The 11,806-nt window shown below is 67.5% G+C and carries 12 protein-coding genes and 1 pseudogene; 5 read left to right on the top strand and 8 right to left on the bottom strand.

Annotation, left to right across the window (positions count from 1 at the left end):
* Positions 1 to 34: 34 nt before the first annotated feature.
* The 3 genes from AB663_RS05540 to AB663_RS05530 all read right to left on the bottom strand — a co-directional run bounded on the left by AB663_RS05540 (position 35) and on the right by AB663_RS05530 (position 1,811).
* On the bottom strand, positions 35 to 253 hold the full coding sequence (locus AB663_RS05540; RefSeq protein ID WP_067196539.1) for a hypothetical protein: 219 nt from the start codon (positions 251 to 253) through the stop codon (positions 35 to 37).
* Positions 254 to 395: 142 nt separating this feature from the next.
* Positions 396 to 1,472 (bottom strand): DUF998 domain-containing protein, encoded by a 1,077-nt coding sequence (locus tag AB663_RS05535; protein WP_232304651.1) that lies wholly within the window; start codon positions 1,470 to 1,472, stop codon positions 396 to 398.
* Positions 1,473 to 1,574: 102 nt separating this feature from the next.
* Complete coding sequence (locus AB663_RS05530; RefSeq protein WP_067196537.1) at positions 1,575 to 1,811, bottom strand: hypothetical protein; 237 nt, start codon at positions 1,809 to 1,811, stop codon at positions 1,575 to 1,577.
* 570 nt (positions 1,812 to 2,381) lie between these two features.
* On the opposite strand from AB663_RS05530, the gene AB663_RS17120 reads away from it, so the two are divergent.
* Both AB663_RS17120 and AB663_RS05525 read left to right on the top strand, forming a co-directional pair.
* Positions 2,382 to 3,155 carry a hypothetical protein gene (locus AB663_RS17120; protein WP_157540903.1) on the top strand — a complete coding sequence of 258 codons (774 nt, stop codon included), beginning with the start codon at positions 2,382 to 2,384 and terminating at the stop codon, positions 3,153 to 3,155.
* 832 nt (positions 3,156 to 3,987) lie between these two features.
* Positions 3,988 to 5,025, top strand: a complete 1,038-nt coding sequence (locus AB663_RS05525) for an FUSC family protein (protein WP_067196535.1) — start codon at positions 3,988 to 3,990, stop codon at positions 5,023 to 5,025.
* Between the two features lie 24 nt (positions 5,026 to 5,049).
* Here AB663_RS05525 and AB663_RS05520 read toward each other — a convergent pair whose 3' ends face one another.
* Positions 5,050 to 6,054, bottom strand: a complete 1,005-nt coding sequence (locus AB663_RS05520; protein ID WP_067196533.1) for a GGDEF domain-containing protein — start codon at positions 6,052 to 6,054, stop codon at positions 5,050 to 5,052.
* A gap of 74 nt (positions 6,055 to 6,128) precedes the next feature.
* On the opposite strand from AB663_RS05520, the gene AB663_RS05515 reads away from it, so the two are divergent.
* Positions 6,129 to 6,878 carry an EAL domain-containing protein gene (locus AB663_RS05515; RefSeq protein ID WP_067196531.1) on the top strand — a complete coding sequence of 250 codons (750 nt, stop codon included), beginning with the start codon at positions 6,129 to 6,131 and terminating at the stop codon, positions 6,876 to 6,878.
* Here the strand turns inward: AB663_RS05515 and AB663_RS05510 are convergent.
* Positions 6,840 to 7,046 (bottom strand): CobW-like GTP-binding protein, encoded by a 207-nt coding sequence (locus AB663_RS05510; RefSeq protein WP_232304650.1) that lies wholly within the window; start codon positions 7,044 to 7,046, stop codon positions 6,840 to 6,842. The two genes, AB663_RS05515 and AB663_RS05510, sit on opposite strands and share 39 nt — an antisense overlap.
* On the bottom strand, positions 7,043 to 8,563 hold the full coding sequence (locus tag AB663_RS05505; protein ID WP_232304649.1) for a glycosyltransferase family 2 protein: 1,521 nt from the start codon (positions 8,561 to 8,563) through the stop codon (positions 7,043 to 7,045). Before AB663_RS05505 ends, AB663_RS05510 begins: the two co-directional genes overlap by 4 nt.
* 172 nt (positions 8,564 to 8,735) lie before the next feature.
* Here AB663_RS05505 and AB663_RS05500 point away from each other — a divergent pair, with 172 nt between their 5' ends.
* Both AB663_RS05500 and AB663_RS17740 read left to right on the top strand, forming a co-directional pair.
* The gene (locus tag AB663_RS05500) at positions 8,736 to 9,392 is read left to right on the top strand and encodes a DNA alkylation repair protein (protein WP_067196529.1); all 657 of its coding nucleotides are present in this window, start codon (positions 8,736 to 8,738) and stop codon (positions 9,390 to 9,392) included.
* A gap of 49 nt (positions 9,393 to 9,441) precedes the next feature.
* Positions 9,442 to 9,654: pseudogene (locus tag AB663_RS17740) on the top strand (hypothetical protein); the annotation flags it as partial.
* Between the two features lie 130 nt (positions 9,655 to 9,784).
* Here the strand turns inward: AB663_RS17740 and AB663_RS05495 are convergent.
* A complete protein-coding gene (locus AB663_RS05495; RefSeq protein ID WP_067196527.1) occupies positions 9,785 to 11,401 on the bottom strand; it encodes a SulP family inorganic anion transporter in 1,617 nt (538 codons plus the stop codon).
* On the bottom strand, positions 11,398 to 11,760 hold the full coding sequence (locus AB663_RS05490; RefSeq protein WP_083511327.1) for an ArsR/SmtB family transcription factor: 363 nt from the start codon (positions 11,758 to 11,760) through the stop codon (positions 11,398 to 11,400). The genes AB663_RS05495 and AB663_RS05490 overlap by 4 nt, the downstream gene beginning before the upstream one ends.
* Positions 11,761 to 11,806: the final 46 nt, after the last annotated feature.

Raw genomic sequence — 11,806 nt, 5'->3', positions numbered from 1 at the left:
CCGACATCGGGGTCCGATCCGCTGATCGCCGTCGTCACCGCGCAGGGACCGCGTCGCAGGGCACGCCGACGGGCCGGTCCGCGCGCCCTCCCCGGGCGACGAGGCGCCGCAGCATGCGACGGATCGGACCGGCCGAACGCTCGACGATCTGCTCCGGATGCTCGTTGATGAAGCGGCGGCGTTCGACCGCACGCTCCAGCTGCTCGCGCTCGAAGTCCGTGATCCGCTGGCTGAGGTACGGGTGCTCGTACATGGTGTCTCCTCTGTGTGTACCCCTACACTCCGCTCTGAGGCGGAGGAGCCACATCGGACACCTTCCCTATCTTCTGCACCTGGGCGGGGATGCTTCTCCCTAGAGCATCCGGCGGACGCCTGAGGCGCGACGGGGCCGACCTTCAGCGGAGCCGCAGCGTCGCGCGCGCGGACGGACGGGACGCCTCGGGCGCGAGGATCGCGAGGACCCGCACGAGCGTCGTCATCCAGAGCAGCCCGAGGCCGACCACCATCGCCTCCAGGGCCGTGACGCCGTAGAGCCGCGGCCCGACGCACAGCACGACCGCCATGATCACCAGTGCCACGACGCCGATCGTCGTGATGGTGAGCGCGCGCGGCCGCTGCGGGAACGCCAGCGCGGTCACGACCGCCGCCACGGTGAACAGCGCGAGGGTCGCCACCGCCGCGATGTCGTGCGGAACCGGGAGCCGGTCGAGCGGGAGCAGTCCGACCGCGGCGAGCGCGACGCCGGTGACCGCCCACAGTGCCACGACGCGGGAGATCCGCGTGAGGGCCTCGTCGCCGAGCATCCGATGCAGGTCGCGTCCGATGTACGAGCCGACGGTCGCGACGAGCAGTCCTGCGACCACGAGGGTTCCGTTGAACGCCCAGCCGCCACCGCCTCCGAGCGTGGAGAAGTTGTGCTGCCACCAGCGGGGATCGGCCGCCGTCGCCATCGCGAAGAGCGTGCCGATGACGAGATACCCGAACAGGATGCCGGCGATGTCGGACGTGCGCAGGCCGATGCCGGCGCCGTAGGCGAAGCGTCCGCCGACGGCCGACGCCACGCCGGCCAGCATGCCGCCGCCGACCGTCGCGAGCCGGAGTCCTTGCAGCCCGCCGGACAGCACTTCGGCGGCGAGCAGCACTCCCATCGCGGCCACGGCTGCGAACGCTAGCGTGAGCGCGATCGACGACACCACCGATACGGTCGCCTGCCACCGCGGCATCGGCGCCGTCTCACCGCGGCGATGGCGCAGCGTGCTGACGATGAAGGCGGATGCCGTGACCGCAGCCGCCATGGCGGCGATGGGGACGGCCAGTCCGTGCTCGCCCGTGAGCGGACGCGGTTCGCCGCCGAGCACGGCCGCGCCGCCGACGGCGCCCACGACGAACGACGCGGCCGTCGCCCAGACGGCCTCGGTCTCGCCTCGCAGGCGCTGCGTCTCGTCGCGCGTGCGCCGCGTCTCGTCACGCATGCGTCCATCGAAGCATCCGCCGCCGACACTCCGCCGCGCGACGCGCGTCACCCTCAGTACCCCGCACACCCCGCACAGGGTCCAGTCAGGGCGGACGGATGCTCAGGCGGCGAGCCGGCCCACGGCGCGGGCGCGGATGAGCACCGCAGTCCCGTCGGAATAGGCCGCGGGAAGCTCCTCGACCGCGACGACCTCGATCGTCGACGGCTCCGCGCCCGCCAGGCGCGCCCGTTCGACGGCTTCGGCCGCGGCATCCGCACGGCATTCGCGACGGTCGCCGCCCTCGACACGGTAGATCTTCTCGACCTGGCCGGCCACTTCGCCGAGCGCCGCGGTCACGGTGGTCGGAACGGACGAGCGTGGCAACGCCGTCGAGCGACCATGGAGCGACTACGCCGTCGCCCACACCAGCCGATGCAGCAACGTTGTAGCAAGTCCAGCTGCGCGGCGAGCGAGCTCGGGTCGCTCCAATAACTTGACCAGGAGCGAAGGCCTAGCCCAATCGCTCGATCGCGAGAACCTCCGGGGCGTCACTCCCTGCGCCTCGGACATCCCGACGTGCGGTGCACTTTCTCAGGCGCGGCGGTAGAGGCAGGATGCTCGGAGTTCTCATTCGAGGACGCGACCATGCAGGCAACGCACCGCAACCCCGAGCCTGCCGACTTCACGACGACGGCAGCACGCGCTCCCAGACCATGGCAAGGGCCGCTCGCGGGGAGGATCACCCTTAGCCTCAACGACTACCCCTCGATCGATCCTGTCATGAGCCCTCGCCAGCACGGGGGGCGTGACCGCAACGGCCCGCCATGCGCGCAGTAACACGCCAACGACAGACGTTGACATATCTCAAAGACCGCGGGACTATGTCCCCGACCACCAAACATTGCCGAGCAAGGATAGAGAAAAGCATTGAATCTCAAGAAGAAGACTTCGGCAATAGCCGCCTTAACACTGACTTTAGCGGCAATTCTTGGCGGTGCGACAGCAGCCAATGCAAATGGTGGCGCAAATATCCACGACGCCCAGGCCGTTATCAAGAGCATAAGCCCCGAGCTGTTACCGCAGACCGCAAGCCTGACCGATTCACCTCTAGAACTATCCACCTCGCAGGCCGAAGCGGCGGTACTGACGATCGATCCGACGGACCTAGATGAAGCAGCTGTGCAGTCGAGATCCTCGAGTAATGCTCAGCAGATGGAGACCTCTCCGGCACTTTCAATTGAGCCTCAATATCTGAAGGAGAAGCTGTCAAGCGACGGTGGGATAGAAGTTTGGTCAACAGATTCGGATGCAGCAGCGGCTTATGTTCAGCCAACCATTGATGGCGTCCGAGTATTTACAGCCATCGCAGATAGAAGCGCGCCGACTCAGTATAGTTACAAAATGGATATTCCCGAAGGTTCGACACTTAGGAGAAACGGAATCGGATACCTAATTAGCGATCCTTTCGGATACAACCTCGGCGCTATCCTCGAGCCCTGGGCAAAAGATTCCCTCGGACGAGACTTGCCAACTGAGTACACGTTCACTGGCAACGGTGGATATCTCAGATCCAGACATTTCATTTCCTGTACTTATCGATCCCGCTTGGAGTTACACACATATTGCGGACCTCGTACTAGTTACCCCCGCGCAAGTCCACAACAAACTAAAGAGTTGCTTCAACTGCTACTTCCCTGTTGAGGGCGCTCCGGCTGGATGGCCGTCAATGAATCAATACTTGCCGCTGAAAGTGAGGCCCTTCGTCGGCTCACCCATCTGGTGGGACTTTAGCTGCTATTTCCAGACGTACTACATGGAATGGGATGGACCTCGAAGCTATTTTGGATATTACTTCACGGCGAGTTCAACACATGTCGACGGGGCAGGCTCATCGATTTCATTCGACTTCAACCCGGTGCTCGTTAGTGGTTCCAGCTACAGAACACAGCTCGTGGTCAATGGGTACATCATGAACACCGATCCACTAGGCACTGGACAGCCTGCCTATACTTTTGCGGCGTCCGCCACATGGAATAACTTCGCTTACAATCTAGATTTTACGTAATATGCGTATTCGAGCTGGCGTCGTTCGCGATTGGGTACTGTCTGCACTCGTCTTGGCCATAGTGCTGCCGCTGGGCGCGATACTAGTCGGCCCCTTCGGATGGTCCATGCTCCCGCCGTTGGCAATTTGCGTGCTCATTTCCGTCGTAATCGGCACTGGAATTGTGTGGGCAATTTCTCGGTACTCGCACCTGAAGGCGTCCCATGCTGTTGCTGTTCTGATTGGCGTATGGATTGTGGTTTTCGGAATCAGTGTCGTCCTCGCAGTTGCTTTTGTGGAAATGCCCCGAGGACTCCATAGCTCACTCGACTCAGCAGCGACGTGGGCGATACTCATCTCTCCGATTCCCGTTTGCGGCATCGTTGCGACACTTGCAGTGCACTGGCTCCGCCGGCGCGTGAGGAACGAATCCATCACTGAGCGATAGGCGCACCCGAGATGCCCATCAGGCCCGAGTAGCGTGGTGGCATGCGCATCCCCGTCGCGATCCGGGCCGCCCGGCGCTCACCCCTGCTGCAGGTGGTGAAGTCGGCCGCCGCCACGATCGCGGCATGGCTCATCGCGGGATGGGTGTTCCCCGCGCAGCTTCCGGTGTTCGCCGCGATCGCCGCCCTGCTCGTGGTGCAGCCGAGCGTCAACCAGTCGCTCTCTAAGGCCCTCGAGCGCAGCATCGGCGTGATCGCCGGCGTGGTCATCGCGCTCGGACTCGGCTGGCTGCTCGGCTCACCGGGCTGGATCGTGCTGCTCGCGGTCGTCGTCGCGATGCTCGCCGCGTGGGCGTTCCGCGCGTCGCCCGGAACGGGCAACCAGGTCGCGATCTCGGCGATGCTCGTGCTCGCCCTGGGGTCGTCGACGCCCGAGTACGCCGTCGCCCGCATCGTCGAGACGCTGATCGGCGTCGCGATCGGCATCGTCGTGAACGCCCTCATCGTGCCGCCGGTGCTGACCGCTCCCGCTCGCCGCGACCTGGGGCTGCTCGGCAGCGAGCTGGCCGCGAGCCTCGACCGGCTGGCGGCGGCGCTCCCCCACCCGCAGACTCCCGAGAAGCTGCAGGAGCTCATGGTCGAAGTGCGGCTGCTGCGGCCCATGAAGGATGCCGCAGCCGCGTCGATCGCGGCGGGAGAGGAGTCACTCACGCTGAACCCGCGCAGCGCCGCGCACCGTGCGCAGCTGCGCGAGATGCGGGCGCTCCTCGATCGGCTGTCGCCCATCGTCACGCAGACCATCGGCATGACCCGCGCCTACTTCGATCACTACGACGACACCATCGGCCAGGAGCCCGCGGTGCATGCCATCGCCGACCAGCTGCGCCGCGCAGGCCACGACGTGCGCCTCGCCGTGCAGATCGCCGACGTGGCTCCGGAGCCCGACGCCCTGACCTCGGCGATCCCTGCCCTCACCTCGCCGCTCGTGATCACCCCGCCGGCATCCGGCCACTGGATCCTGATCGGCTCGCTCATGGAAGACCTGCGTCGCATCCGCGGCGAACTGGTCGGCGACACGTGAGCCCTGAGCACGCAGGGCCCCGGCTCACGCTCTCTTGTCGTCGTACATGGCCTGGTCGGCGCGGTGCAGCAGCGACTCGACCGTATCGCCGGGCTGGAACTGCGCGACGCCCCACGACCACGGATGGCTCGCGAACCGGCGCAGCCTCAGCATGAGGGCAGCAGCATCGTCGGCATCCGTCTCGGGAAGCAGCATGGCGAATTCGTCGCCGCCGAGCCTGCCCACGATGTCGGTCGAGCGCGACATCGACATCCACTGCGCCGATACTGCTCGCAGCACATAGTCGCCCGCAGCATGCCCGGCTCCGTCGTTGACGTCTTTGAACTTGTCGAGGTCGAGCAGCGCGATGCTGAGCGGACGGTCGTGGCGGAGCGCGCGCCGGATCTCGGCTGCGGCCTTTGCCTCGAAGCCGCGGCGGTTCAGCGTGCCGGTCAGCTCGTCGGAGTGCGACTCGAGCCGCACGCGGTGGCGCATGAAGATGCCGGCCTCGAGACACATCCAGGTGAACAGCGCGGCGCCGACCATGTTCACCGGGCCGAGCAGGCCGCCGGGTCCTGTGAAATCCCCGACCGCAGTGGCGGCGCCCACCGCGACGATGATGACGAGCATGCCGATGCGCGCCAGCTTCGCGGCATAGAACCACGAGAAGTACATCGCCATGATGGGCAGTTCCTGGAAGGCGGCGATCGCGTTCTGGCGCTCGTCCGAGAACCCGAGGTAGTACACCGACACGAGCGCGTGAGCGCCGACGAGCGCGATCCCCGACCATGCGGGAAGCTCGACCGCGAACAGCGCGACAGTCGCGAACAGCCCGAGGCACACCGCGAGGATGCCCCACGACAGAAGCCGCTCGAACACGGTGAGGTCGGCTTCGAAGAGCTCGAAGACGCCGAGCACGCCGAAGTACAGCAGCAGTGTCGCCGTCACAACCGAGAAGGTCGACGTCCGCTCCCGTACCGCTTTCAGCCAGCCGAATCGCAGCCAGCGCAGATCTTCGGCATCCGATGCCTGAATCCCCTGAACGACCATGCATCCTCCCCAGGTGCGCGTTCCCCGGCATCCAGGGTACGGGATATATTGCGGGTCGAGTTATAAGGTGAACCGTGACCACTCGCGGGACCGCAGCTGCTGTCGAACCCCTCGACGGATTCCCGCACGCCCGCATCGTCTTTCAGCCGATCGTCGACCTGCGATCCTGGGCGGTCGTCGGCTTCGAGGCGCTCGCGCGATTCGACGACGGGGGCTCGCCGCCGTCGTACCTCGCGCACGCCGAGGAGCTGGGCGTGAGAGAAGAGCTGGAGCTCTTGCTCATCGCTCAGGCCGTCGCGATCACGCCGGAGCTCCCGGAGGGCATGTCGGTCACGGTCAACGCGTCGGGTGCGACCGTGCTCCGCGAAGAGCTCGCGGCGGTCGTCGCTCCCGTCACGCGGCGTTGGGGCGTGGAGATCACCGAGGGCGAGACGGAGGCCGATCTCGCGGCCGTGCGTGAGCGGGTCACTGCGCTCGGCGGCGGCTTGCTCGTCGACGACGCGGGTGCCGTCTGCGCCGACGAGACGCGCATCGCCAGGCTGCGGCCCGACGTGGTGAAGATCGACAGGGGGCTGTTCTGGCAACCGGCCGGAGACCGCGACGCACGCGCCCGGCTCGACAGCCTGCTGGCGGCGGCGCGAGAGGCCGGTGCCGGCGTGCTCGTCGAGGGCGTGGCGGATGCCGAGCATGTCGAGCGCGCCATCGCGCTCGGCTTCGATTACGGCCAGGGCTATCATCTCGGCATGCCGACGCCTGTCGATCAGATCGGTGAGCTGCTCTCAGACCTACACCGGAGCATCGGGGTGGATGCTCCTGGTCTCTGACCGCCTGCTCGCCCCGCGGTATGCGCGCCGCACGCGCACTTTCGGCACGATCTTGACGATGCCGAGGACGACGTAGATCAGGGTGTTGATCGCGACGAAGGTCGCCAGCACGCTGAACCACTCGGTCTGCAGCCACTCCTGCGGAAGAAGGATGCCGGTGTGGATCATGACGCGTCACCCATCGAGGCGCTCGGGGCGCTGGAGGCGCTCGGGGCGTTGGAGGCGCTCGCGGCGCTGGAGGCCGGGGCGGAGTCCGCGGAGACGACCGATGCCGCCGCGCCGTGGTCGACATGCTTCCAGGTCGCGCTGCGGGCGAAGGCGATCTCGAACACGCCCTTGAGGAACGCCAGGTCGAGGAAGCAGTCGTACACGAGCTCAGGGAACACGAGCACGGCCACGAACCTCGCACGCCACCCGCCCCGCCAGGCCGTGACGACCCGCTCGATCGCGAAGAGCACGCCGATGCCGAGCCAGAACGGGAACCACACCCAGGTGTCCATCGCGAGCAGCATGAGCACGAGGAGCGCGAAGTACGAGAACAGTGCCAGCACGCCGTAGCCGATGCCGACCTGCTGCGCCCAGTACCGCAGGGTCTGCGGCGTCAGGCCGTACGCACCGAGGTTCTCGAGCGCTCCGCGCTGCCAGCGCAGGCGCTGCGCCCACAGCATCCGCCAGGTCGGCATGAGCTCGGTGACGACCGTGCACTCCATGGGCGAGATCATCAGCGCGCCGAGCGACTTCAGCGCGATGGTGAGCTCGTTGTCCTCGGTGAGGGCGAAGGTGTCGTAGACGTCGCCCTTGATCCCCGGCAGCTCACTGCCTCGAGCATCCGCCACGGCCCGCAACCCCGAGGCGCGGAACACCGACGCGGTGCCGGTGAGCACGAAGACCCGGCCGCGGCGACGCTGGATCTCGCGCCGGTAGCGGATGTACTCGTTGCGCTGGAACTGCCCGAGCAGCCCGTGCCCTTCCTCCCCCTCGAAGAGACCGCCGACCGCCATGAGCGCGCGGTCGTCGGTGAAGCGTCGCACGGCCGCCGTGAGGAAGTCGTCACCGATCTGGCTGTCGGCGTCCATCACCATGACGGTGTCGTTGTCTCCGAGCCGGGGCAGCAGGTCGCGCAGGACCTGGTTCAGCGCACCGCCCTTCTTGTGCGTGTTGCCGACCGTCTCGAAGACGTCGACGCCGTGTGCTTTCGCGACCTCGACCGTGCGATCGGTGCAGTTGTCGGCCACGACGATGATGCGGTCGGGCGGGGTCGTCTGCTTCGTGAGCGAGACGAGGGTGGCGGGGAGGGATCGCTCCTCGTTGTGCGCGGGGATGAGGACCGTCACGGTGACGGGTCCGCCGAACACACCGCGCGTGCGCTCCATGACGGCGCGGGGCGCGAGGGTGAGCTTCGTCACCTCGCTGCCGGCGCGACGGTATCGGCTCGCGACGACGCGTTCGCCCACCACCACGAACAGCACCATGAGCAGCGCGATGCCGACGGCGGCGGCCATGATGCCGACGTTCGGGAGCTCCGCGCTGTACATCACCTGCCAGACTCCCGCGAGCGTCAGGTGCACCGGGTGCCAGAACGAGGGAGGGTCGGTCACGACGATGCCCCAGGTCAACAGCGCGGCCGCGAGCAGCACCACCAGAATGACGGCGAGCCCGACGGATCGCTGAAAGAACCTGTTCACTGTGAACCCCTCCACATGGCGCTTCCGCGCCCTCCCTCTCTGCAACCCTGCCATGCCGGATGCCTCGTGTCTGCCGAATCGCGCAAACGATGTTCTCCTGCGTCGAGATCGGGGACTCCGTCCGCTGCGAAAGGACCCTGAGACCGCGACGCGGCGCGGCTAGCCTGGTCACATGACGCTCGACGACGCACTCGCAGCCATCGCCGCGCTCGAAGACCCGAAGATGCGCGCGGCGAACGAGAAGCGCGGCGACGACCACGGCATGAACCTCAGCCGCCTGCGCGCGCTGGCGAAGACCATCAAGACCGATCACGAGCTCGCGCGCGAGCTGTGGTCGACGGGCGAGACCGGTGCACGGCTGCTCGCGCTGCTGGTCTGCGCCCCCGCCCGGTTCACGGCCGACGAGCTCGACCGGATGCTGCGCGAGACGCAGCCGCCCAAGGTCAACGACTGGTTCGTGAACTACGTGCTGAAGAAGTCTCCGCACGCCGAAGCGCAGCGGGAACGGTGGATGGACGACGCCGACGACACGGTCGCCGCGGCGGGCTGGGCCCTCACGGCTGTGCGCGTGGTGAAGAGCCCCGACGGCCTCGACCTCGATGCTCTCCTCGACGAGATCGAGCGCGACATGCGCGATGCGACGCCGCGCACGCAGTGGGCCATGAACGAGACGCTGGCGCAGATCGGCATCCGGCATCCGGCGCTCCGCGATCGAGCCGTCGGTATCGGAGAGCGGCTGCAGGTGCTCGCGGACTATCCGACGGCTCCGGGCTGCACGTCGCCGTTCGCGCCCCTCTGGATCGCCGAGATGGTGCGTCGGCAGGGCTGACCGCCTCCTGCGGAACCGGGTCGGCTCGTGAGTAGGGGATGATCGAAGGATGCTCCTCGACCCCGCCGCCCTGCCAGACGGCTCCGACGCGGATGCCGTGTACCTGGCGTTCGTCGAGTGGGCGGAGTCGACCGGCATCCGCCTGTACCCGGCGCAGGACGAGGCGCTCATCGAGATCGTCTCCGGGAACAACCTCATCCTCTCGACGCCGACCGGCACGGGGAAGTCGCTCGTCGCCGTCGGCGCGCACTTCTCGGCCATGATCGCGCCTCTTGTTCGATTGAGTTCCCCAGAAGACGTTCCCCGGAGTCATCTTGGCGAAGGTCCGAGGCACGTCGCCAAGCCGGAATACTGGTTGACCTCCGTCGGGGGTCATCATTCGGCATACGGGGTCAGGCCGCCGCTCTCTTCACGTGGCTGCGCGCGTGCGCGACCGCCGCGTCGAGGTCGTCGAAGAGATGGTTCTGGTGCCGCAGCGAGGCGAGCACCCCCACCCGCTCCGCCACGCCGCGGTGCTGCGGGGCGATCCCCTTGACCAGAACGGTGATGCCGCGGCGCTCCAGCGAGGTGATGAGCTCGGTGATGACCTGGGCGCCGGTCGCGTCGAGGATCTGCAGCTGCGACATCCGGATCACGACGACCTCCACGTCGCGCAGAGCGCTCACCCGCTCCAGCATCCGCTCTGCCGCACCGAAGAACAGGGCTCCCTCGAGCCGGAAGAGGGCGATGCGCTCGTCGCCCGCCTGGACGGCACCGGGCAGCTCCTCTCGATGCACCCCGCTCGTGCGGGCGAGCTGTCTGAGCGCGAAGAAGCCGGCGGCGAGCAGGCCGATCAGCACGGCGTAGATGAGGTCGACGCTGACGGTGATGACCGCGGTGAGGCAGAAGACCACGGCATCCGACCGCGTCGAGCGCAGCACCGTGCGCACGGTCGACGGGCTCATCATGCGGCACGCGGTGACCATGAGCACCCCGGCGAGAGCCGCCAGGGGGATGTGCGAGACGACGGACGCGCCGACGAGGGCGATCGCGAGCAGCAGCAGGCTGTGCGTCACGGCCGCGATGCGGGTGCGGCCCCCCGCGCGCACGTTCACGGCGGTCCGGGCGATCGCTCCGGTGGCCGGCATCCCGCCGAAGAGCCCGGCAACGAGCGAGGCCAGACCCTGCCCGACCAGCTCGCGATCGGCGTCGAACGGACCCGTGTCGGCCAGCGTGACGGCCACACGGGCCGACAGCAGCGACTCGATCGCCGCGAGAGCGGCGACCGCCGCCGCGGGGCCGGCGAGAGCGAGCAGAGAGGCGGGATCGAGCGCGGGCAGGGAGGGTGCGGGCAGGCCGGCCGGAAGCTCCCCGATGCGGTCGACCGGCATCGCGAGACCGGCGACGGAGGCCACGACGATCGCCAGCAGCGAAGCGGGGAAGCGCGGGTGCAGTCGCTGGGAGCCGATCATCACCACGACGACGATCATCACGAGCAGCAGCGACCAGCCGATCTTCGGCCACACGGCCGTGCTGAGCGCCTCCACCGCGGCGATCGCGGCGTTGGTGCTCTCTCCTGTCCTCGTTCCCGTGGCCGTGGGCACCTGCTGCAGGAAGATGATGATCGCGATGCCGAGGGTGAATCCCTCGATCACCGGCCACGGGATGTAGCCGACCGTGCGCCCCAGCCGCAGCACACCGGCGAGCAGCACGAGCACACCGGCGAGCAGGCACACGGTGGCAAGGGCACCGGTGCCTCGTTCTGCAAGGATCGGCGCGAGCACGACCACCATCGCCCCGGTGGGTCCGGAGACCTGCACGTTCGAGCCTCCGAAGACGGCGGCGACGACGCCCGCGACGATCGCGGTCACCAGTCCGCTCTCCGCGCCGGCCCCCGAGCTGACCCCGAAGGCCAGGGCGAGCGGAAGCGCGACGATACCGACCGTCACGCCCGCCAGCAGATCGCTCTTCCACGTACGAGGCACGTCGCCGTAGTCGGATGCCGACGGCACCAGTGTCAGCGGGTTCATGCGCGGCCCGGGATTGCCGGGAGCCCTCCGGTCTCGATCAGCTGCCGCTGGGTGGTCTCGAGGATCTCCCCCAGCAGCGTGCGCGCCACGCGCAGCAGGTCGGCGACCTCGGGGTACGCGAGCCGGTAGTAGACGAGGCTTCCTCGTCTCTCAGAGGAGACCAGGCGGTTCCGTCGCAGCACGGCGAGGTGCTGCGACACGTGCGAGGCCTCGAGGCCGACGACGTCGAGCAGGTCGGACACCGATGCCTCCCGTGCGGCGGAGAGGACCTCCAGGATGCGGATGCGGATGGGGTGCGCCAGTCCCTTGAACAGTCCCGCCTTGACCTCGTAGAGGGGCCGGTTCAGATCGTCGAGCACCACCGTCCCCCCGTTCTCACTCCATCAAATGATGGTTTCATCATAT

This window comes from Microbacterium sp. XT11, assembly GCF_001513675.1.
Classification (GTDB): domain Bacteria; phylum Actinomycetota; class Actinomycetes; order Actinomycetales; family Microbacteriaceae; genus Microbacterium.
This window is presented reverse-complemented; position numbering and strand designations above follow the sequence as displayed.